The organism is Cytobacillus sp. Hz8 (assembly GCF_042263505.1).
In the GTDB taxonomy this organism is placed as follows: domain Bacteria; phylum Bacillota; class Bacilli; order Bacillales; family Cytobacillaceae; genus Bacillus_BE.
Window position 1 is genome coordinate 169701 of sequence record NZ_JBHKFI010000001.1, and the last position, 21512, is coordinate 191212.

Here is a 21512-nt window from a genome sequence, read left to right on the forward strand (position 1 = left end):
CTTTACATATAGTCAGTCTTTTTTATTTCTTTCCCCATATGTTGTATTAAAGGGAGGTGAATTTTATTAAAAATACGGTTCGGGTCATTATTTTTATCGGTATGCTTGCCGTTTTTTATTATTTATTGAATGAATTTGAGAAAAATGGGTGGTTTCGTTATATCAGTATTGTTAGCACCCTTTCTGTTATTTTTATCGGTTTTGTGATTTTTTTGGAAAACCGACATCCAACTCAAACCATTACTTGGTTAGTTGTTTTAGGAAGCTTTCCTCTTATCGGCTTTATTTTTTATTTATTATTCGGTCGAAATTATCATAAGGAAAGAATGTTTAGGAAAAAGTATTTCCTCGACAAACAAGCATTTATAGAACATACTTCGGAACAACACCGCAGCAGTGAAGAGTTATTCAATCATTTAGGTCCACACCAACGACAGTTATTTAATTTAGCACAGAAGCTTGGAAATAGTCCAATCTCATTTGGAACAGAAACGCAGGTATTAACAAATGGAAATGAGACGTTTGAACATATTTTGAAGGAATTAGAGAAAGCAAGGCATCATATTCACTTAGAATATTATATCGTTCGTCATGATGATATTGGTGAAGAGATCAAGAATATATTGATTAAAAAGGCTCGTGAAGGCGTAAAGGTTCGCTTTCTTTATGATGCTGTGGGCTCATGGCAATTATCGAAAAATTACATAACCTCTCTAAGAAGGGAAGGGATTGAAGTTCTTCCATTTGGGCCAGTTAAGCTTCCATTTTTGAATAGTAAATTTAACTTCCGAAATCATCGAAAAATTATTGTCATAGATGGATATGTTGGATTTGTAGGGGGCTTAAATATTGGAGATGAATATTTAGGCCGAAATAAACATATTGGCTTTTGGAGAGATACTCATCTTAAACTCAAAGGAGAAGCTGTTAAAAGTTTACAGCTCATTTTTCTCCAGGATTGGTATTATATGACGAATTTCAGCTTTTTAACAGCAGAATATTTATCTCCGAATCCTGCATATGGGGATCAAGGTGGGGTACAACTCATTGCGGGTGGTCCAGATAATGAGTGGAGCGTAATCAAGAACATTTTCTTTTCGATGATTACCTCGGCCCAAGAGTCTGTCTGGATTGCATCGCCATATTTTATTCCAGATGAGGATATTTTTTCAGCCTTAAAGGTGGCTGCTATTAGTGGGATTGATGTTCGTATTCTTGTTCCTAATAAGCCGGATAAACGCATTGTGTTTCATGCTTCCCGCTCATATTTTCCTGAATTATTAGAGGTAGGAGTTAAGATTTATGAATATGAAAAAGGATTTATGCATAGCAAAATGATTATTGTGGATAATGAATTAGCATCTATCGGCACATCGAATATGGATATGCGTAGTTTTCATTTGAATTTTGAAGTAAATGCCTTTTTATACCGTACAAGCAGTATCGATACGCTCGTTAAGGAATATTTAAATGACTTAACGAATTCAAAGGAACTGATTTTTGAAGATTTCAAAAAGAGACATATAGGATTGCGTCTCCTAGAATCTACTTCAAGATTACTATCTCCGCTTTTATAATTCGGATATAAAAGCGGATTTTTTATGCTGAATTTTGAAGAAAAAGGAAGGATATAGGCGGGAAATGGCGAATAACTGAGAAAGAAAGGAGGTATGTCCATTGCTGACTGCGAAAATGAAGAATGGGAAACTTCTTTGTTTGGCTGATGGAATGAGCAAAGCAGAATTAAAAAATTTGAAGAGGGAGGAGAAATTTTTTTGCCCCCAGTGTTCAGAGAAGGTTATTCTAAAAATGGGGTCTAAGCGTATCACTCATTTTGCTCATGAAAAAGGCCATTTATGTAGCAGGGATTATGACCGAGAATCTGAATACCATTTACAAGGAAAATTACATTTATATCAATGGCTGAAAAAACAGGCCTTAGAGCCACAGATTGAATATTTTATCGCAAGCATCAATCAAAAGCCAGATCTCACTTTTTCCTATGAAGGGCAGAAATATGTAATTGAATTTCAATGTTCCACCATTCCTGAAGAACTTTTTATGAAAAGAACAAAGCTTTATCTTGAACATTCAATTCAGCCAATTTGGATGATGGCCGGAAAGAATATAAGAAGAGTAGCAGATGGACGTGTAAAACTTTCAAGCTTTGATTATTTGTTTACAAGACGCAGTTCTGACTTCATTTCATTTATATCGGCATATTGTCCGATTACGAACAAACTAATTCTCCTAAAAAACATTTACCCAACCTCTATACGAAGTGCCATTACCCAGTTTTCCATTCAATCTTTATCAAATTGTGATGTAAAGGAAATCATTTCCCCACAATTTAGCTCCGCAATCGATTTCACCTTTTGGCAGCAACAAATCAATCGAATGAAGATTCATTTAATGCTGAGACCTACTCCGATACAACGTCGATTTCTTCAAGAGTTATATGAAAATCATCTGAATGTTCAACTCCTTCCTCCAATAACTGGCATACCAACCAGGCAAAGCATTTTTATTGAAACTCCTGCATTTATTTGGCAATCTTATATCTTAATCGATGTATTTTTGAAAAAAAGGATTGGCCAGCTGATAAGTAGGAAACAAGTATTTTTAACCTTTTTAAGCAGGTATAGGAGGAAGGAAATTACTATTCGAAAATTGCCTCTCATTGGTGTTGGGAATATGCAGTTATGGATTAGGGAATATTTAGATGAGCTTACTCGAATAGGTTGCCTTAAGAAAGTAGATGAGGAGTATTATTTGGTTAGAAATATTCAACTAGCATCGAATTTGGAGGAACAAAGGCGAATGGAGAGTGATTTTAATCAGACCTTTATGAGACGGTACATTGACTAGTTTTAGTTAACAAAATCTACTCTTTATCAATGAAAAAAGGATTGAATAAATGAAAAGCTCATAATCAACATAAGCTAAAAGGGGTAGTTAATTTCCTTTGGTTGAAGGAGTTTTCTTTCCAATCATAGAACTTAATAATAAGGATTTTTTCGGAAATCGAAATGTAAAGAGGAGGATGTAAGATGTCTAATGAAACAGCAGTAAAAAAGCTCCCTACTAGAAGCGAAATTGCAGTAGAGGATACTTGGAGACTGGAAGATATATTTGCGTCGGATGATGACTGGGAGAAGGAATTTACAGAAGTAAAAAATTTAATTCCTGGAGTAGAAGAATTTCAAGGAAAATTGGGTGAGAGCGCTAATTCACTTTATGATGTTTTGCAATATCAGGATCAATTATTAGAACGCTTGAGCAAGTTATATTCCTATGCTCATATGCGCTATGATCAAGATACAACGAATTCCTTTTATCAAGGATTAAATGATCGTATTCGAACTTTATATTCACAAGCAGCAAGTGCCCTTGCCTTTATTGTGCCGGAAATTCTCCAAATTGACGAGGGAAAGGTAAATGGCTTTTTAGCAGAAAAAGAAGAGCTTAAACTCTATAAACATTCTTTAGAAGAGATTAATCTTCAAAGGCCGCATGTATTATCTGCGGATAAGGAAGCCCTGCTTGCACAGGCTTCAGAGGTCCTTAGTGCCTCAAGCAATACATTTGGAATGTTGAATAATGCTGATTTGGAATTTCCGAGCATTAAAGATGAAAATGGGGAAGAGATTGAAATTACACATGGTCGCTTTATTCGATTCCTTGAAAGTGAAGATGCTAGAGTTCGCAAGGATGCGTTTAAGGCTGTGTATAAAAGATATGGACAATTCCGTAATACGTTTGCAAGCACCTTGAGCGGGCAAATAAAGAATGATAATTTCCAGGCGCAGGTGAGAAATTATCAATCAGCCCGACATTCAGCATTAGCAGGTAATAATATCCCCGAAGCAGTATATGATAATTTAGTCAGTACAATTAATGATCATCTACATTTATTGCACCGCTATGTAAAATTGCGTAAAAAGGTTTTAGGGCTAGATGAGTTACATATGTATGATCTTTATACGCCACTTGTGAAAAATGTGAAAATGGAAATCACTTATGAGGAAGCTAAGGATTTAGCATTAAAAGGATTAGCTCCACTTGGAGAGGATTATCTGAATGTGTTAAAAGAAGGGTTTGAAAATCGCTGGGTTGATGTTCATGAGAATAAAGGAAAAAGAAGCGGGGCTTATTCTTCAGGCACTTACGGAACAAATCCCTATATTTTGTTAAACTGGCAGGATAATGTGAATAATCTATTTACCTTAGTTCATGAGTTTGGACATTCTGTTCATAGCTATTACACAAGAAAGAATCAACCGTATCCTTATGGCGATTATTCTATCTTTGTTGCTGAAGTGGCTTCTACTTGTAATGAGACGCTTTTAAATCATTATTTATTAGAAACCATTGATGATGAGCAAAAGAGATTATTCCTATTGAATCATTTTCTAGAGGGCTTTAGAGGTACTGTGTTCCGTCAAACGATGTTTGCGGAGTTTGAACATCTTATTCATCAAAAGGCGCAAAATAATGAAGCCATTACAGCAGATATGCTGACAAATGAATATTATGCTTTAAACAAGAAGTATTTTGGAGAAGAGGATATTGTCCTCGATGAGGAGATTGGCTTAGAATGGTCAAGAATTCCACACTTCTATTACAATTATTATGTTTATCAATATGCAACGGGCTATAGTGCAGCAACTGCATTAAGCAAACAAATTCTTGAAGAAGGTAAGCCAGCTGTTGAACGGTATCTAGGTTTCTTAAAATCAGGAAGCTCTGATTATCCAATTGAAGTACTGAAAAAGGCTGGAGTAGATATGACCAGTCCAAAACCTGTAGAGGAAGCCTGTAAGGTGTTTGAAGAAAGATTAAATGAAATGGAAAGCTTACTTTCTAAATAACAATAATGAAAGCGAAGGACCTGAGAGAATCAACCCTTCGCTATTTTTTCAGAATAAGTCAAGCTAAAATCTTTTAAACCTCTTTCGATCGTTTATGTAAAAAATAAAAATAAATAAGGATACAAATAATAGGGGAGAAGTAATGAAAAGTGGAATTAAATCCATTAGTCCCAATAAGTTTAATAATAGAGAAATGAAAATGAAAAGTAGCATTAACCAAAAATTTACGCTTTTCATCAAGAGAGAATCCTCCTTAGTAACAAAAGAAATGACGAACAAGAATATCAATAGATAAGACCAATATATGCTGCTTGTCTTTTAATATTCAAACTTTATGACAAATTTGTGAAATCAGACACAAAGTATTGTAAAAGGTTGAAAAGTTATGGTATATTAATGATGTGAAATTAATCACAAACAAACATAAACCCCTTTTGTTTGACCGTGAAAAAAATTTCTCCCATCCCCTTTGTTCGTATTATTAAAAGAAAAGAGTCTTGTTAAGCAATCGGCTTACAAGGCTCTTTTCTTTTGTGTTCTAAAATTAATAGAAAAAGGATTCTAATGAGCAAAAAAGCCACCAGAATCCAAACGGGTTCCGTAACTATCTCAACCTGTCAATTTACACAGGAAAATGCAAACCCAAATATAATCCATTTTGCACTCGGAAATGTTGGACAAATGGGAAGGCTAGAGAAATGAAAAAACATTAGAAATAGCAAGGGTTTATCCCCATGCTGTTTCTGTTTTTAAAGGTTAATTCTTCGGATTACGAATGACGAATTCTGCTTATTAAGAAGTTTACAAATCATTTTCGCCTTCTCCTTATAATATCGTGTAGGTATGAGAATTCATAGGCGGAGAATTTCCTGCTAATGTATAGAGAGAAAGCTTAAGAAGCCAATATAAGCGGAGATATTCCGATTAATGGCTCTAAATAAGACAAAATACAAAGATTTGGATCATGTAAACGGAAAAACTCCTCTTATTTTTAAGGAAATATGGGTATTTCCCAATTTAGACGGAATTTGTCCGTTTATTTTTCATACACAGTAAAATCAACATTCAGTTATAGCAGAGGATAACCTTAAATAAAAACAATATTTTTCTGTATATCCATTTGCAAGTAAAAATGTCGTGTATTTTTGCTACGGTACACAGGATTGTACCCCTACATTTTCATATACAAATTGCCCTACAATTTCTCCAAAAATAATGATCGAACTCCTCTTATATCAACAAAAATAGACCTACAAATTATCATACAATTTGTAGGTCATATTGCTTTGCATTTTTAATGTTTGCGATAGTTAACGGAGCCCGTTACCAGAATCCTTCTCTTTTTTCATTCACCAATATATCTCCAAAAAACACCGAATTTAGCCGGGATTTGTTCAACCAATTGCTTTAATTGCAATTTCTTCATTTCTTTTTCGACTTCATTAATGGACATATTATAAACAAGTGCTATTTCAACTGAAGCCAGTAGTTTGTAATGCTTTAGAAATTTTACAATTGGGGGTGGAGCTGCTTTTTCAGGTTTAGCCGGCAGCATCTCCTCAAGAATTTGAACATAAATTTCGTATGGATAGCTTCCCGTAATTTTAATGCCTTCCTCTTCAACCGTTTGGTTAAAAAAAACAAGACTTGGAATTTCACGAACATCCATTTCTGCTGTGATTTTTAAATCACATTGAAAGGCTTTAGCTGCACTTTCTGAATGAATATCTAAAATAAATTCATGAACATCTAGGTCAACCTTACTCGCACATTCAGTTAGAACTTCAAGGCTTGAAATATTTTGCTTTTCTAAAAATAAAAATTCCTGAAGCTTACGTAAGTATTTAATGCCAGCTTTTCTTCCTTGAAGCTCAGCTGCTTTTATCGCAATGAAGGCTAAGTAGGGCGAAAAAATTGGATTTTTTAGCCAAAGACTGCCATCACAAGACATTCCTGATCGAGAAGCTGTTTTCTCCCAAGTTTGGGCAGTATTTTCATGCAACTGCTTTTTTCCTAGATTTAAAGAGGCAAGATTTCCACTTAGTACATGTTTAATTGAGAAATAACGTCCGTATTCAACATGCAGCTTCTTAATAACGGGCTCAAGAGCCCAGCACTCCGGACATAATGGATCGACAAACATATAAATTTCAATTGGCTTTTTTTCGTTTCCGCTGCAGCAATGAAATGATGTCGAGTTATGTTGGGAAAATTCGTGTTTCACGGCTCTCACCTTTCATCTATTTCGTTTTCTGGTGTGTTAACCATATGTTCAGCCACCTGAGTAAGCCTAGCATAGAAGCCACTTTTAAAGTCTCCTTCAAGACCGATTTCATCCATAGCTTCACTCATACACGATAACCATGCTCGAGCCCTTGTTTCGGTAATTTCAAAGGGGAGGTGACGGGCTCTAAGCATTGGATGCCCATGTTCTACAGAATATAGTGCAGGTCCTCCAAGAAATTGGGTCATGAATTGTTTTTGCTTTCGCGCCGTTTCTGTTAAATCATCAGGAAAAATAGGGATAAGATCTGGATGCTTGTGAACACGACTGTAGAAAGCGTCTATTAAACGATGAAGTAATTCCTCACCAATAACATCAAACGGTGTTTTCATGTTTTCGAGCATTCCACTAACTCCTTATATATAAAAATTGTGTAAAAATGATGAGTTTTAATTGGGAAGCGTCTAAACTCCTAGTTCCTAGGTTGTGTACTTGGGACTTCCACTTTTCTTTATTTTATCAATGGATATTTGATATCACAAATAGTTAGCTTGATAATATGGGATTTAGAGCAAAAAAAATATTGGAAAAATAAAAAAAGGCATCCTCAGGATGGCTCGATTTAATGAAAAGAGAGTGGTTCACTTTCTTTTCATTAAACTTTTTAGAGCCTATGGAGATGCCTTAAAGTTTGTTAGGCAAGATAAGAATCAGTTATTTTTTTTACATAATTTTGTGTTTCTTTAAATGGAGGTATTCCTCCGTATTTATCAACATTTCCTGGCCCAGCATTATATGCCGCAAGGGCAAGTTGTACATTATTGTCATATTTATCCAAAAGATTACGTAGGTATTTGCTACCAGCAAAAATATTTTCTTTTGGATCAAAAATATTTTCAACACCTAATCCTCTTGCAGTTTCTGGCATCAATTGCATCAAACCGGAAGCACCCGCATAGCTAGTAGCGTTTGGGTTAAAATTAGATTCCTGTTTAATAACGGATTGAATGAGCTTGGATGGGATATTATATTTGCTAGCTGCTTCATTAATAATATCATCAAAATCCGTTTTTGACCCTGTTAGCTTTGTTAGGCTCAAGGGTGGAAGTGATGTGCTGTTTAGGGAAAATGGAGTTGTATCTGAGCTTGAAGTAGGTAAGCTAGAATCAAGGCTATTTGAGTCCGTTAATAATGATATTTCATCCTCACTTAAAAGCTGATACATTAAATCTTTAAACATATTTCCTGTATCTGTGCTAGAGGCGGTTGAATTTTTATTTAAATTTTGTAAGGCTTGCAGCTGTAATAGAATTTTTAATTGATCAACGTTCATAATTTATCTCCTCGTCCATTTTGTTTAAAGAGATGTATTTTGTTTCCGAAGATAGAATCTTTTTATCTTGTTGGCTGTTTCTCGTAATGGAATTTGCATCTCTTGAAGTAATTCTTCAAAGAATTTCTTTCCCCTATCATAATCATTTACTTCATATTCTATCTCAAAATCACAAGTATTTAAATAGTAACTAAAATCTAATACAATTAATCCATCTTTAAAATATTTTTCTGCTCGCTCTGTCGTAAGTGAACCAAAATATTGAAGCGAGTCAGGCTCAACTTTTAGTTTTTTAAGGGCTGATTTTACCTCACCAGAAATAATTGTTCCTGTTTGAAGGATAAGAGCGGCTTCCTCAGATGAAAGGGTTTGATTTGTTTCTAATAATCCTTCCTTTGCAGGCTGCTTTAGGGTCATTTCGTATTGACCGTTTTTCTCACGGATTCGTAAGGCACAGCCTTTTGCTTTTAAGGCAAAGTTAACAGTATCAAAATAATGATTCTCTTGTTTTTTAAAATCAGCGTCAGCAAATAGAAAATATGTTTTTAATGCGGTAAATTCTGCTTCTGTGAGTAAATTTTTAAATTCAATTTCAATATTTTGAGACAAAGGGATTCTTCCTTTCCTTATTTCTTGATTATTTATCCCACTCTTAACGGACATTTTGACTCCCACTTCAAGATTCTGAGAATACGAAGAAGATAAGTGGGAGATCAACTGTCCGTAAAGGTCCGACGAGGGATTAAGGTCCTAGTCAGGCGAAGCCACAGGATGTGGCGTTCCTTGAGCGTGATAAGTGAAATAAGATTTTTCTTTGGGCTTCAGCCCTTAGAAAAATCAATCAGGCTCTGCGTGACTAACCATCAGTGGGGGATGAATGGCAGACTAAAAGCGCGACGTCAATCGCTACGTCTGCACGCTTCACGTCCTGTGTGTTGAAAACCTCCACTGATGGAAGTTTCACTTTATATTATCAACTTATTATGAAATGACTTCAATCTTTGAGATAAAACGTTTTGTTATGATAAAATAAAAAAAGAATACGGAGGTTTATGATATGAGGAAACAATATACAATTAAAGGAGTAAATTTTGCTCAAGGAGAATTGCTTTTAAGTTTAGATGAGGAGATTTCCTTTGAAAAAATAAAGGCAACCGATCAAATGCTTGTTGATTCTGATGCCATTTCTTTTATTTATATAATAGAATTGGATGAAGAGTATACATATATGGTGTTACCAGAAAACGTATGGCCTGATTTAAGAAGGATATTGATAGAAAATATTCCGGTATTTTTATTAGTAGATGAATCAAAGATCAAGCTACCCAATATACATAATGAATTGCATTACTTAATTGAAAATATTAAGGGGAATAAAAATTACGGAGAAGAAATGGTACAAAAGGTGGAAAGCGCATTTTTAAGTATTTCATGAGTTCATCCGTAACGATTAAGATATTCGGATGAGGTGATGTTGGTAATGAAAACCTGGGAAGATTTTTTGGCACCATATAAGCAAGCAGTAGAGGAATTAAAAGTAAAGTTAAAGGGGATGCGTGTTCAATTTCAACTTGTAGATTCCCATTCGCCAATCGAATTTGTGACTGGCAGAGTGAAGCCGATTGCAAGTATTCTCGATAAAGCAAAGGTTAAAGGAATTCCTTTAGATAAATTAGAAACAGAAATGCAAGATATTGCCGGACTTCGAATGATGTGTCAATTTGTTGATGATATCAAAAAAGTCGTTGAGCTTTTACGAATGAGAAATGATTTTGAAATCATTGAGGAACGGGACTATATTTCACATAAAAAAGCAAGCGGTTACCGTTCTTATCATGTTGTGATCCGCTATCCTGTTCAGACAATTACAGGGGAAAAAATGATTTTAGCAGAAATTCAGATTCGTACACTTGCGATGAATTTTTGGGCAACCATTGAGCATTCATTAAATTATAAATATAAAGGTCAAATTCCAAAGGATGTTATCTTAAGATTGGAAAGAGCAGCAGAGGCGGCCTTTCGTTTAGATGAAGAAATGTCATTAATAAGAGGAGAAATACAAGAAGCTCAAGCATTTTTTACGAGAAAAAAAGAAAAACAGCAGGATGACGATGAATAGTAGCCTGTTACTGGCTGTATTTTGTTGCAGGGTTTATCAATGCAGCCATTAGTGATCTATTAATTCATAAATCGAATTATCCCCTTATGATTTTCCATATTAATAGTAAAATTCAGAGGAGTAAACAAGGATGAAATTTGCCATTACATCAAAAGGAGATTCAAAATCAAATACTTTAATGTATAAAATGAGAACACATTTATTAGATTTTAATCTGGAGTATGATGAAGATCAGCCTGATATTGTTGTGTCTATTGGTGGGGATGGGACGCTATTATATGCATTTCACCGCTATTATAGCCGTCTTGACCGCACTGCATTTGTTGGGATTCATACAGGTCATTTAGGCTTTTATGCGGACTGGGTTCCAGAAGAGATGGAAAAGCTAGTTATAGCCATTGCGAAAACGCCATTTCAGGTAGTGGAGTATCCTATATTAGAGGTGATTATTCGTTATCAGAATGGGGGAAGGGAATCGCGTTTCTTAGCACTAAATGAATCCACTGTAAAAAGTGTGGAGGGAACTTTAGTAATGGATGTTGAAATTCGCGGTCAGCATTTCGAACGGTTTAGAGGAGATGGTTTATGCATATCCACTCCTTCTGGCAGTACTGCATATAATAAAGCATTGGGAGGAGCCATCCTGCATCCTTCTCTACCAGCGATTCAGCTTGCAGAAATGGCATCCATTAACAATCGGGTATTCCGTACAATCGGTTCGCCATTAGTTTTGCCGGCACACCATACGTGTATGCTAAAGCCTGTTAATTATCCGGATTTTCAGGTAACAATTGATCATTTAACTTTTTTACACAAGGACGTTAAATCCATTCAATTTCGCGTGGCAGATGAGAAGATTCGTTTTGCACGTTTTCGTCCTTTTCCATTTTGGAAAAGGGTTCATGATTCATTTATATCGGATAAATAAGGATAGGAGATTTATAAGAATGTCACGTTTTATGTTGCAATGGATGATAACATCACAGGATGAGGGACAGTTAATCAGGGAGTTTCTAAAGCAACATGAAATTTCTAAGGCAGCGCTAACAGATATCAAATTTAAAGGTGGAAAAATTGCGGTAAATGATGAAGAAGTCACCGTGAGATATCCTTTGAAAAAAGGGGATGTTCTTAAAATTTTATTCCCACAAGAAGAGCCAAGTGAGGGAGTGAAGGGAGAGAATATCCCTCTTTCGATTGTTTATGAGGATGAATATGTGTTGGTGATTAATAAGCCTGCAGGGATGAATTCAATTCCATCTCGTGAGCATCCCAATGGAAGTCTTGCAAATGGGATTGTTGGCCATTATAAAAAAATTGGTTTGCAGGCAACGGCGCATATTGTGACCCGCCTTGATCGGGATACTTCAGGACTTGTGCTCGTGGCAAAAGCTCGCCATGTGCATTATCTTTTAAGCAAGCTTCAAAAGGAAGTAGGAGTCAAACGGACCTATCAAGCACTTGTAGCTGGTCATTTCAATCAAGAAAATGGCACAATCATCGCACCCATTGCCCGGAAAAGCTCGAGTATTATTGAACGCGAAGTAAATCCTCTCGGTCAATATGCTTGTACACATTATCATGTTTTACGAACTTTTCCATCCATGACTCACATTGAGTTAAGATTAGAAACTGGGAGAACTCATCAAATTCGCGTTCATATGGCTCATATTGGTCATCCTCTACTTGGGGATGATTTATATGGTGGATGCATTTCAACCATCAGGCGTCAAGCCCTTCATTGTTGTCGAATTTCTTTTCACCATCCTGTATTAAAGAAAACGATGGAATTTGCGGTTAAGCTTCCAGAAGATATGTCTAATTTAATTGTAGCTAATTCATAAAAAGATCACAGCACAATCAGGACTTAATCAAATGTTTTGAATTTCTCTTCGATTAATGGCATTGTAGAAGGAACAGAAAGGATTTCTAGTTCAGGGTATTTAAGTGCAGTTAGCTTTCCTCCAAAAACAGCACCTGTATCTATATTATAGGTTTTATTGATGATTCTTGGATTTTTAACAGGTGTATGGCCATAGACAATATAAGGTTTTCCTTGATAGTTTTTTGCCCAATCTCGACGAACAGGTGACCCATCTTCGTGGGTTTCACCTGTTATATCCCCGTACAGTACAAATGTTTTTACTTTAGCGTGATTTTTCCCGATATAGTCCTCACGTATTCCGGCATGAGCGATTACTAATTTTCCTTGATCCAATATAAGATAAAGAGGAGCTGTTTCATATAGTTCGATAAATTGATTGCGAATGTTTGCCTGTTCCTTTTTGTTTAAGGCTTGAATCTCCGCCACTGTTGTTTCAAGTCCGTGAGTAATTTGCACCTTGTTGCCACGAAAATAACGATATAATTTATTGCAATGGTTTCCGGGTACATAATAAGCTGCTTGATGCTTAATGACTAATGTCCATACAATATGAATAATTTTTAATGATTGAGGTCCGCGGTCTGTGATGTCACCGACAAAGGCAAGCCTTCGATCTTTAGGATGAATCGGAATTCCAGCATCCCAGGTATAACCTAATTGCTCGATAAGAGATTGAAACTCTTCAAAACAGCCATGGATATCTCCAATAATGTCCAAATTCATCTTTATACCACCTTTTATGTTCATTTGCCCTTACTATTTTTGCATAGTATTCATTTATTATCCTGCTATTTATTTTAAGGAGGGACAAGTTATAGAATCGTCTATTACTTCTTTAGTTATAGTCATCATTGTAGTATTTTTAACCCCAATCCTATTACTTTGTTTGAAACTGAACTTCATAAATTTATCGAGGCATTATCCTCCAGTACCATTCAGATTGGAACAAGGGCTGTTTTTACACTCATCATTTTATTAGTTGCCTTATCAGAGACGGTTGGGGCAGAAAACATAGTTAAGATAGGAAAAATAGAGATGACCACTTTTCTTTTTTTCTTAAATATTGTAAAATTAGTACTAGGTACTAATAACAGTTATCAGTAGGAGGATATTTCAATGACTCTTTCATTAAATGGAAAAACGTTTGTGGTAATGGGTGTTGCCAATAAACGAAGTATTGCATGGGGAATCGCACGTTCTTTGCATGAATCTGGTGCACGTTTAATTTTTACATATGCAGGAGAAAGAATGGAGCGAAGTGTTCGTGAGCTAGCTGAATCACTTGAAACTCAGTCGCTTGTATTGCCATGTGATGTAACAGTAGATGAAGAAATTGCAAGTTGCTTTGCCAAAATAAAAGAAGAGGTTGGCACGATTCACGGGATTGCCCATTGTATTGCTTTCGCGAATAAAGAGGAACTTCAAGGCGACTACATGAGTACAACAAGAGATGGCTTCTTGCTTGCCCATAATATTAGCGCTTATTCTTTAACTGCAGTAGCTAAGGAAGCAAAGGAGCTTATGACTGAAGGTGGAAGCATTGTTACCCTTACTTATTTAGGCGGGGAACGTGTCATGACCAATTATAATGTCATGGGTGTTGCTAAGGCTTCTCTTGATGCTAGCGTGAAATATTTAGCAAGTGATTTAGGAAAGCTTGGTATTCGAGTTAACTCAATTTCTGCAGGACCAATTCGTACGCTTTCCGCAAAAGGGGTTAGTGATTTTAATACGATTTTGAAAGAAGTGGAAGAAAAAGCTCCACTTAGAAGAACAACGGCTCCTGAAGAAGTCGGCGATACTGCAGCTTTCTTATTTAGTGATTTATCACGCGGAATTACCGGTGAAAATATCCATGTTGATTCTGGATACCATATTATTGGCTATTAATGATTCAATTTAGTTAAAAATGGATTTTTTTAAAGGGTTTGCTAATTATTAGCAAACTCTTTTTTCATATAAAGTTTAGATGATCTGGCAACGAAGAAGCCCTCTTTGCATACAAATACAATTAGGATTGAATGCAATGGATAAAGGAGGCAGTTTAATGGCAATGCAGAAAATCAAGCAGGAACCTATTCTTTATATCCAACAACCGGAATTTAATAAACCTAATATCAAGATGCAGGCGATCTTTGTTGCGAGAAATTCAAAAGGGAGAATATTGAATGAACGGATAGACAATCCTGAGGAGAAAGAGTATCAAAATCGAAAAGAGACAATAGTGGATACGAATGATGAAGTGGTTGAAGTGATGATTTTATCCGAAATTAATGGCACTCAAGTGGAGCGCTACGAGCAGTCATCTGAACAAATTCAAGCCATTATTGAGGCATATGATGCATACTTTGTGGAAACTCTGCAACAGTTAAGTACAGGTTATCAGATTGATAAACGAAAATTCTTTAGAGAGATGACCATTCCGGAAAGAATCCAATACTTAGTGAATTTTCCTAAGGAGGTTCCCCCTGTTACCTGTTTGTATTTGACAAAAGACCAGTTGGTTCGAGGTTTTCTCATTAATAAAAATGATGAATGTATTGAAATTAAACAGCTTAACCAATCGATTATTAAATTGAAGATTCGTGACATTACGGAAATCAAGATGCTTGGGTTTTAATGTTGATATGGATATTTCAATGTTGGATTTTATTTTATTGGCATTAGCGAGTTTTCGTTTAACCAGATTAATTGTTTATGATAAAATTACTGCCTTTTTAAGGGCTCCTTTTTTTGATGAAATGGAAGAAGAAAATGAAAGTGGGGAAAAGGAAATTTACTTTGTTCCTAAGAAAACTCCAATCAGGGGATTTATTGGTGAGCTTTTGGGCTGTTATTGGTGTACGGGAATTTGGTCTGCCATGATTCTTTACTCCGGTTTTCTTTTTTGGCCGACGATATTAGGCCCTGTTTTAGTAGTACTAGCCGTAGCAGGTCTTGCCGCCATTGTGGAAACGATCATTCAATTGTGGATGTCTTAGAGCTTGTTTCCTCATTAACACAAGCTTTTGGCCATGCATAAGATAAAAAGAGTAAATTGATGAATACCGTTTATAATTTTGCTAAATGGAGGAACGAATATGTATAAACAAAAAATGCAAAGCACAAAGGTACAAATAGGGAAGACTGTTAAAAATAAAAAGGATTGCGGATGTGGAAAGAAAACACAAAAAACTAATAAAGCATAGGAAATTGGGGAAATTCTAAAGTAAAAAGCTAACAACTTGCTTAAGAATTTCCTCAATTTTTTTTTTGCTGTTTACTGGAAATTAAGGGATAAATAATCAATCATATATTTCCAATTAATTGAGGAAAATATTTATAGTTGATTTTTCGAATTGATGGAGGATAGAAGTTTATGAAATGGAAGCTATTTGTCTCGATGTTCCTTTTAACATTTTTAATGTCGGCATGTAATGAAAAAGAAAATTTAGAAGACAGCAAAACAGCCATGATTAAGAGGACGGATCCGAAACCAACATTAATTTCCAATCATTCACAAAAGCAGAAGGATTTGATTAAGAGCATCAAGCATGATGTTGCATCTGTAGAGGAGGTATACGATGTAGCAGTTGTAAAAGGGAAAAAAGACACATTGGTGGTTTATAAGGTTAAACATTTAAGGCGTTTTTTTATGAAAAAGATTGAAAAAAATGTTTTGACTAAACTAGAGAAGAAATATCCAAAGGAGGATTTTACAGTATCAAGCGATTATAAAATTTTTCTAGAAGCAGTCAAGTTAAAGGAAAAAATGGAGGAAGGGAAGATATCAGAGAAAACGGCAGAAAAGGAATTGAAGGATATTATTAAATTAACTGAAGAGTTGACATAGAAAGGAGAATGGTGATGGGAAAGAAGCAAAAAAATACAACCCCTAATCAACTTAAATATCAACAGCTTGAGCAAAAATATGAGTTGAAACGTCCCGTTTTGAAAAACTGTTTGAAGGCATTTTTAGTTGGTGGCATTATATGTGCCATCGGACAGGCCATTTCTTATTTCTATATTTATAATTTTAATTTCACAGAACAAACAGCCGGAAATCCAACAACGGCAACAATGGTATTTTTCGCTATGTTGTTAACTGGTTTTGGGGTATATGACCGCATTGGTCAATTTGGGGGTGCGGGAAGCGCGGTGCCCGTAACTGGATTTGGAAATGCCGTCATTTCTGCAGCCATTGAACATCGAACGGAAGGGTTTGTCCTTGGAGTTGGCGGGAATATGTTTAAGCTAGCTGGATCAGTGATTATATTTGGCGTCTTTTCAGCATTTATTGTTGCCTTGATTAAAACGATCTTGATTCAATGGGGGATCTTGTAATGCTTCAAGGGAGACAAACATGGATATTTCAAAATCGCCCTGTTATTGAATCTACTGGTGTATCAGGTGGACCTTTTGAGGCAAATGGAAAGCTGGCAGAGGATTTCGATATCCTTCACGAGGATTTATGGATGGGGCAGGATTCCTATGAAAAGGCTAATAAGGTCCTGATTGAAGAAGCCGTCCAGGTTGCTCTAAGAAAGGTCGATATGCAGGAAGGAGATATGCACTTTTTTATTGCAGGGGATTTAATTAATCAAATTACCCCGAGTAGCTTTGCTGCTAGGACCAATCAAATTCCTTATTTAGGTGTTTTTGGGGCTTGCTCGACATCGATGGAGGGGCTGGCACTTGCTTCATTTTTGATTAATTATGGAGGCGCAAAGTACATTATCACAGGAGCATCAAGCCATAACGCAGCTGTTGAAAAGCAATTCCGCTATCCGACAGAATATGGAGGGCAAAAACCTCCAACTGCTCAATGGACCGTGACCGGTGCAGGTGTTTCTATTATAGGGCAAAATTCGGGTGAAGCAACGGGTCAAATTGTCACAACATCTGCAACAATAGGAAAAGTGATCGATATGGGGCTATCGGACCCATTTAATATGGGAGGGGCAATGGCTCCCGCTGCAGCAGAGACAATTACCACTCATTTTAAGGATCGAAAAATTGCCCCTTCCTATTATGATTTGATTGTGACTGGAGATTTAGGAAGGATAGGGAGAACAACTACCTTAGAGCTATTAAAAAATAATGGCTTAACGATAGAAGAAGATAAGTTTCAGGATTGCGGCCTCTTAATATATAAGGATAGCCAGCCAGTTCAAGCCGGTGCAAGTGGTGCAGGTTGTTCTGCGACGGTTTTATACGGACATCTCATCAACCAGATGAAATCAGGGGTGTATCGTAAAATTCTTATTGTAGCAACAGGAGCCTTACTTTCTCCACTATCTTATCAACAAAAAGAAACGATTCCTTGTATTGCCCATGCAGTTTCCATTGAAACCAATTCATAGAGGAGGTATAACGATGTTTGCGATGTTTTTCTGGGCATTTGTAGTTGGGGGGATTATTTGTGTTATTGGACAGTTGCTCTTTGATGTGGCTAAATTAACTCCAGGTCATACCTTAAGCCTTTTGGTAGTGATTGGTGCTATTTTAGATGGAATGGGATTGTATGAGCCCTTTACTGATTTTGCAGGTGCTGGTGCGACCATTCCAATAACTAGCTTTGGAAATTCATTAGTTCATGGGGCATTGCAAGAAGCAGATCAGCACGGAATAGTTGGTGTTTTAACGGGAATGTTCGAGATAACCAGCTCTGGAATTTCAGCAGCGATTATATTTGGGTTTATTGGGGCTCTTATTTTTAAACCAAAAGGATAAAAGAGCCTATACACTTTTCCAGTGCCTCACATATGTTATTAATGAAAACATGTAAAGTGAGGTGGCAAGATATGGGCTTCTGCGGATTTGGCGGCTATGGATACGGTGGTTACGGCTACGGAGGAGGATATGGCAGCACATTTGTATTAATCGTTGTGTTGTTTATCTTACTCATTATTGTGGGTGCAAGCTTTCTTCACTAATTAATATAAGAAAGAAGCTGACTATTGGTAAGAGGAATGAATGTCTAGCAGCAGCTATACTCTAATTTCAGAAAAAGCAAAGCTGGTCCATCCTTTGGGTCAGCTTCTTTCTTTTAATATGAATTTTCTGACTTTTACTTGAATATTTTTATGAAAGGGTTTAGTATTAAATTTAAGCAACATACCAACCGGTTGGTATTAAAAGGAGGGAAATTTGGATGAATTTTTCTTACTCAGACAAGGTGAAGGATTTAGAGAAAAAAATATCTGAGTTTATGGAAGAATATGTGTATCCTAGTGAACAAATCTATGAACAACAGTTGAATGAACAGGAAAATCGCTGGAGTGCTGTACCACCAATTATGGAGGAGCTGAAGGAAAAAGCAAAAGCGGCTGGTCTTTGGAATTTATTTCTTCCCGAAAGTGAATTTGGTGCAGGACTTACCAACACAGAATATGCGCCACTTTGTGAGATTATGGGTCGTTCGATGATTGGACCTGAGGTATTTAACTGCAATGCTCCAGATACGGGCAATATGGAGGTCCTTGTTCGTTATGGAAACGAAAGGCAAAAGGCGGATTGGTTAAAGCCATTATTAACTGGAGAAATTCGCTCTTGCTTTTCCATGACTGAGCCTGATGTAGCCTCATCAGATGCAACTAATATTGAGGCTAGTATCATTCGAGATGGTGATGAGTATGTCATTAACGGGAAAAAATGGTGGTCTTCAGGAGCAGGAGATCCTCGCTGTAAGATTGCTATTTTTATGGGAAAGACAAACCCGGAAGCCAATCGCCATGAGCAGCAATCTATGATTCTCGTTCCGCTAGACACTCCTGGGGTGAAGATTGACCGAATGCTTCCAGTATTCGGCTATGATCATGCTCCGCATGGACACGGTCAAATTACATATGAAAATGTGAGAGTTCCAGTTGATAATATTCTTTGGGGAGAAGGAAAGGGCTTTGCTATTGCCCAAGGAAGGTTGGGACCTGGAAGAATTCATCATTGTATGAGGACCATTGGTGCAGCAGAGCGTGCATTAGAGGAATTATGTAAGCGTGTACAAAATCGCGTTGCATTCGGAAAGCCTCTAGCCAAACAAGGAGTTATTCAAGAATGGATTGCGGAATCTCGTATAGAAATCGAGCAGGCGAGACTATTAACGCTTAAAGCTGCTTATATGATGGATACCGTCGGAAATAAGGAGGCTAAAGCAGAAATCGCGATGATTAAGGTAGTAGCTCCATCGATGGCATTACGGGTACTTGATCGCACGATACAGGCCTTTGGGGCAGCAGGGGTCTCTAATGATTTTCCATTTGCTTCTCAGTGGGCGAATGTACGGACATTAAGACTTGCTGATGGTCCAGATGAGGTACATCGCGCTCAAGTGGCAAAGTTAGAGCTGCGAAAATATCAATGAATAATAGAAGAATCTATAAAGAATTCAGTAATGATTTGATAGCTCATGATAAATAGATTAAGAGAGTGAGGATTTAGGATGCATGTTTTGAAGCTTTTTGATTTGACTGGAAAAACGGCAATTATTACTGGTGGCGGTAGAGGTTTAGGAGCACAAATTGCTGAGGGCTTTGCTGAAGCAGGTGCAAATATTGTTTTATGCTCTAGAAAAGTGGAGGCTTGTCAGAAAGTAGCAAATCAACTGGAGAAACTTGGTGTAAAAACACTAGCATTAGCATGTGATATATCCGATCCAGATGATGTGAATCGTGTGGTGGAGGAAACCATTAAGGAATTTGGTTCAATCGATATTTTAGTCAATAATAGCGGTGCAACATGGGGGGCTCCCGTTGCAGAAATGCCTTTTGATGCCTGGCAAAAAGTTATCAATGTCAATGTAACAGGGACTTTTTTGATGAGCCAGGCAGTAGGAAGAGTCATGATTGAGCAAAATACAGGAAAAATCATCAATATTGCCTCTGTTGCTGGATTAGGTGGAACGGACCCTAGAGTGATGGATACGATTGGCTATAATACAAGTAAAGGTGCCGTTATTACATTTACAAAGGATTTAGCGGTGAAATGGGGTCCTTATAATATTAACGTAAATGCAATTGCCCCAGGATTTTTCCCAACCAAAATGTCAAAGGTCTTAATTGAAAACGGCAAAAATCCTATTCTTGAATCCACACCCCTTCGCCGTTTTGGAACTGAAAATGATCTAAAAGGTGCTGCCGTATTTCTTGCATCTGAGGCTTCGAGCTTTATAACAGGTGATGTATTAATTGTTGATGGCGGGACGCACGCTTAAGGAAAATGAGATGGGAGCGAGGATGAATATCATGCGCCCTTTAGATGCAGAAAATATAAAATGTTAATTTTAGAGAAGAAGGAGGGTAAGCTCACTTGAGACTTGAAAATAAAGTAGCGATCATTACAGGCGGCAGTTCCGGAATTGGTCGTGCAACGGCGATTTCTTTTGCTAGGGAGGGAGCGAGGGTTGCGGTCGCAGATTTAAATGTCAATGGTGGTTATGAAACGGTCAAGATGATTACGGAAAGTGGTGGAGAAGCTTACTTTCAAGAAACAGATGTTACTAAAGCTTTAGATATGAAGGAGCTTGTTAGACAAACAATCGAAAAATATGGGGCCATACATATCCTGTTTAACAATGCAGGAGTCGGTCAGTCTGAGGTGAAAAGCGTCGATTTGGATGAAGGTGAATGGGATCGGATTATTAATATTAATCTTAAGGGTGCATTCTTGGGGATTAAGTATGTGGTTCCAGAAATGATAAAATCAGGCGGCGGTTCAATTATTAATACAGCAAGCCTATTAGGATTAAAGGGGCAAAAATATGTAGCCGCTTACAGTGCGTCAAAAGGGGGCTTAATTTTATTAACGAAAAATGCAGCTTTAGAATATGGAAAATATGGCATTCGGGTGAATGCGATTGCACCTGGTGTCATTGACACCGATATTATTCAAGGCTGGAAGGATGACGAGCGAAAATGGCCAATTATTTCGAAAGCGAATGCCCTTAGACGTATCGGTAGCCCTGAGGAGGTAGCCGCGGCTGTCTTATTTTTAGCCTCTGATGATTCATCTTTTATTACCGGAACAACGCTGTCTGTTGATGGGGGAGGAAGTACTTTTTGATATTTGAATGATAATAGATTAAGTAGTTCTCGGTGTTTTGT

General features: G+C 36.8%; 23 protein-coding genes. 18 read left to right on the forward strand and 5 right to left on the reverse strand.

Annotated elements, in window-relative coordinates:
• The first annotated feature begins 65 nt into the window (after positions 1-65).
• From cls to pepF, 3 genes are all read left to right on the forward strand, one after another.
• Positions 66-1577 carry a cardiolipin synthase gene (gene cls, locus ACE38V_RS00870; protein ID WP_375839645.1) on the forward strand — a complete coding sequence of 504 codons (1512 nt, stop codon included), beginning with the start codon at positions 66-68 and terminating at the stop codon, positions 1575-1577.
• Positions 1578-1677: 100 nt separating this feature from the next.
• A complete protein-coding gene (locus ACE38V_RS00875; protein WP_375839236.1) occupies positions 1678-2868 on the forward strand; it encodes a competence protein CoiA in 1191 nt (396 codons plus the stop codon).
• 182 nt (positions 2869-3050) lie between these two features.
• Entirely contained in the window at positions 3051-4871 is a 1821-nt protein-coding gene (gene pepF / locus ACE38V_RS00880; RefSeq protein ID WP_375839237.1) for an oligoendopeptidase F, read from the forward strand.
• Positions 4872-6216: 1345 nt separating this feature from the next.
• On the opposite strand, the gene ACE38V_RS00885 is transcribed toward pepF, so the two are convergent.
• The 4 genes from ACE38V_RS00885 to ACE38V_RS00900 form a co-directional block, all read right to left on the reverse strand.
• Positions 6217-7095: a ClpXP adapter SpxH family protein gene (locus tag ACE38V_RS00885; protein WP_375839238.1), complete on the reverse strand. Its 879-nt coding sequence runs from the start codon at positions 7093-7095 to the stop codon at positions 6217-6219.
• A gap of 5 nt (positions 7096-7100) precedes the next feature.
• A complete protein-coding gene (locus tag ACE38V_RS00890; protein WP_375839239.1) occupies positions 7101-7499 on the reverse strand; it encodes a globin domain-containing protein in 399 nt (132 codons plus the stop codon).
• Positions 7500-7789: 290 nt separating this feature from the next.
• The gene (locus ACE38V_RS00895; RefSeq protein ID WP_375839240.1) at positions 7790-8428 is read right to left on the reverse strand and encodes a lytic transglycosylase domain-containing protein; all 639 of its coding nucleotides are present in this window, start codon (positions 8426-8428) and stop codon (positions 7790-7792) included.
• A 24-nt stretch (positions 8429-8452) separates the two neighbouring features.
• The gene (locus ACE38V_RS00900; protein WP_375839241.1) at positions 8453-9037 is read right to left on the reverse strand and encodes a CYTH domain-containing protein; all 585 of its coding nucleotides are present in this window, start codon (positions 9035-9037) and stop codon (positions 8453-8455) included.
• 448 nt (positions 9038-9485) lie between these two features.
• Between ACE38V_RS00900 and ACE38V_RS00905 the strand changes: the two genes are divergently transcribed.
• The 4 genes from ACE38V_RS00905 (at position 9486) to ACE38V_RS00920 (ending at position 12391) form a co-directional block, all read left to right on the forward strand.
• A complete protein-coding gene (locus ACE38V_RS00905) occupies positions 9486-9863 on the forward strand; it encodes a UPF0738 family protein (protein ID WP_375839242.1) in 378 nt (125 codons plus the stop codon).
• A gap of 45 nt (positions 9864-9908) precedes the next feature.
• Complete coding sequence (gene yjbM, locus ACE38V_RS00910) at positions 9909-10547, forward strand: GTP diphosphokinase (protein WP_375839243.1); 639 nt, start codon at positions 9909-9911, stop codon at positions 10545-10547.
• Between the two features lie 130 nt (positions 10548-10677).
• Positions 10678-11475 (forward strand): NAD kinase, encoded by a 798-nt coding sequence (locus ACE38V_RS00915; RefSeq protein ID WP_375839244.1) that lies wholly within the window; start codon positions 10678-10680, stop codon positions 11473-11475.
• 19 nt (positions 11476-11494) lie between these two features.
• Positions 11495-12391 carry an RluA family pseudouridine synthase gene (locus ACE38V_RS00920; RefSeq protein WP_375839245.1) on the forward strand — a complete coding sequence of 299 codons (897 nt, stop codon included), beginning with the start codon at positions 11495-11497 and terminating at the stop codon, positions 12389-12391.
• Positions 12392-12414: 23 nt separating this feature from the next.
• Here ACE38V_RS00920 and prpE read toward each other — a convergent pair whose 3' ends face one another.
• On the reverse strand, positions 12415-13155 hold the full coding sequence (prpE, locus tag ACE38V_RS00925) for a bis(5'-nucleosyl)-tetraphosphatase PrpE (protein ID WP_375839246.1): 741 nt from the start codon (positions 13153-13155) through the stop codon (positions 12415-12417).
• A 393-nt stretch (positions 13156-13548) separates the two neighbouring features.
• On the opposite strand from prpE, the gene fabI reads away from it, so the two are divergent.
• From fabI to ACE38V_RS00980, 11 genes are all read left to right on the forward strand, one after another.
• Complete coding sequence (gene fabI, locus ACE38V_RS00930) at positions 13549-14322, forward strand: enoyl-ACP reductase FabI (RefSeq protein WP_375839247.1); 774 nt, start codon at positions 13549-13551, stop codon at positions 14320-14322.
• 157 nt (positions 14323-14479) lie between these two features.
• Positions 14480-15052 (forward strand): CotO family spore coat protein, encoded by a 573-nt coding sequence (locus ACE38V_RS00935; protein WP_375839248.1) that lies wholly within the window; start codon positions 14480-14482, stop codon positions 15050-15052.
• A gap of 19 nt (positions 15053-15071) precedes the next feature.
• The gene (locus tag ACE38V_RS00940; protein WP_375839249.1) at positions 15072-15413 is read left to right on the forward strand and encodes a DUF1360 domain-containing protein; all 342 of its coding nucleotides are present in this window, start codon (positions 15072-15074) and stop codon (positions 15411-15413) included.
• Positions 15414-15790: 377 nt separating this feature from the next.
• Complete coding sequence (locus ACE38V_RS00945; protein WP_375839250.1) at positions 15791-16264, forward strand: sporulation protein; 474 nt, start codon at positions 15791-15793, stop codon at positions 16262-16264.
• A gap of 14 nt (positions 16265-16278) precedes the next feature.
• Positions 16279-16755 carry a stage V sporulation protein AC gene (gene spoVAC, locus ACE38V_RS00950; protein ID WP_375839251.1) on the forward strand — a complete coding sequence of 159 codons (477 nt, stop codon included), beginning with the start codon at positions 16279-16281 and terminating at the stop codon, positions 16753-16755.
• Entirely contained in the window at positions 16755-17774 is a 1020-nt protein-coding gene (gene spoVAD, locus ACE38V_RS00955) for a stage V sporulation protein AD (protein ID WP_375839252.1), read from the forward strand. The genes spoVAC and spoVAD overlap by 1 nt, the downstream gene beginning before the upstream one ends.
• 13 nt (positions 17775-17787) lie before the next feature.
• Positions 17788-18144: a stage V sporulation protein AE gene (gene spoVAE / locus ACE38V_RS00960; RefSeq protein ID WP_375839253.1), complete on the forward strand. Its 357-nt coding sequence runs from the start codon at positions 17788-17790 to the stop codon at positions 18142-18144.
• A 71-nt stretch (positions 18145-18215) separates the two neighbouring features.
• Positions 18216-18347 (forward strand): YjcZ family sporulation protein, encoded by a 132-nt coding sequence (locus tag ACE38V_RS00965; protein WP_375839254.1) that lies wholly within the window; start codon positions 18216-18218, stop codon positions 18345-18347.
• A 218-nt stretch (positions 18348-18565) separates the two neighbouring features.
• Positions 18566-19774 (forward strand): acyl-CoA dehydrogenase, encoded by a 1209-nt coding sequence (locus ACE38V_RS00970; protein ID WP_375839255.1) that lies wholly within the window; start codon positions 18566-18568, stop codon positions 19772-19774.
• 78 nt (positions 19775-19852) lie between these two features.
• Positions 19853-20623, forward strand: coding sequence for an SDR family oxidoreductase (locus ACE38V_RS00975; protein ID WP_375839256.1), 771 nt, complete (start codon positions 19853-19855; stop codon positions 20621-20623).
• A gap of 95 nt (positions 20624-20718) precedes the next feature.
• On the forward strand, positions 20719-21471 hold the full coding sequence (locus ACE38V_RS00980) for an SDR family NAD(P)-dependent oxidoreductase (protein WP_375839257.1): 753 nt from the start codon (positions 20719-20721) through the stop codon (positions 21469-21471).
• Positions 21472-21512 lie beyond the last annotated feature (41 nt).

Excerpts from the sequence above, each read along its gene's own strand:
- ACE38V_RS00940 (WP_375839249.1), top strand. The coding sequence starts at position 15,072 with ATGTTGGATTTTATTTTATTGGCATTAGCGAGTTTTCGTTTAACCAGA.
- yjbM (WP_375839243.1), top strand. The coding sequence starts at position 9,909 with ATGAAAACCTGGGAAGATTTTTTGGCACCATATAAGCAAGCAGTAGAG.
- spoVAD (WP_375839252.1), top strand. The coding sequence starts at position 16,755 with ATGCTTCAAGGGAGACAAACATGGATATTTCAAAATCGCCCTGTTATT.
- ACE38V_RS00895 (WP_375839240.1), bottom strand. The coding sequence starts at position 8,428 with ATGAACGTTGATCAATTAAAAATTCTATTACAGCTGCAAGCCTTACAA.
- pepF (WP_375839237.1), top strand. The coding sequence starts at position 3,051 with ATGTCTAATGAAACAGCAGTAAAAAAGCTCCCTACTAGAAGCGAAATT.
- spoVAC (WP_375839251.1), top strand. The coding sequence starts at position 16,279 with ATGGGAAAGAAGCAAAAAAATACAACCCCTAATCAACTTAAATATCAA.
- ACE38V_RS00890 (WP_375839239.1), bottom strand. The coding sequence starts at position 7,499 with ATGCTCGAAAACATGAAAACACCGTTTGATGTTATTGGTGAGGAATTA.
- ACE38V_RS00965 (WP_375839254.1), top strand. The coding sequence starts at position 18,216 with ATGGGCTTCTGCGGATTTGGCGGCTATGGATACGGTGGTTACGGCTAC.
- fabI (WP_375839247.1), top strand. The coding sequence starts at position 13,549 with ATGACTCTTTCATTAAATGGAAAAACGTTTGTGGTAATGGGTGTTGCC.
- ACE38V_RS00970 (WP_375839255.1), top strand. The coding sequence starts at position 18,566 with ATGAATTTTTCTTACTCAGACAAGGTGAAGGATTTAGAGAAAAAAATA.
- ACE38V_RS00920 (WP_375839245.1), top strand. The coding sequence starts at position 11,495 with ATGTCACGTTTTATGTTGCAATGGATGATAACATCACAGGATGAGGGA.
- spoVAE (WP_375839253.1), top strand. The coding sequence starts at position 17,788 with ATGTTTGCGATGTTTTTCTGGGCATTTGTAGTTGGGGGGATTATTTGT.
- ACE38V_RS00905 (WP_375839242.1), top strand. The coding sequence starts at position 9,486 with ATGAGGAAACAATATACAATTAAAGGAGTAAATTTTGCTCAAGGAGAA.
- ACE38V_RS00915 (WP_375839244.1), top strand. The coding sequence starts at position 10,678 with ATGAAATTTGCCATTACATCAAAAGGAGATTCAAAATCAAATACTTTA.
- ACE38V_RS00945 (WP_375839250.1), top strand. The coding sequence starts at position 15,791 with ATGAAATGGAAGCTATTTGTCTCGATGTTCCTTTTAACATTTTTAATG.
- ACE38V_RS00935 (WP_375839248.1), top strand. The coding sequence starts at position 14,480 with ATGGCAATGCAGAAAATCAAGCAGGAACCTATTCTTTATATCCAACAA.
- ACE38V_RS00975 (WP_375839256.1), top strand. The coding sequence starts at position 19,853 with ATGCATGTTTTGAAGCTTTTTGATTTGACTGGAAAAACGGCAATTATT.
- prpE (WP_375839246.1), bottom strand. The coding sequence starts at position 13,155 with ATGAATTTGGACATTATTGGAGATATCCATGGCTGTTTTGAAGAGTTT.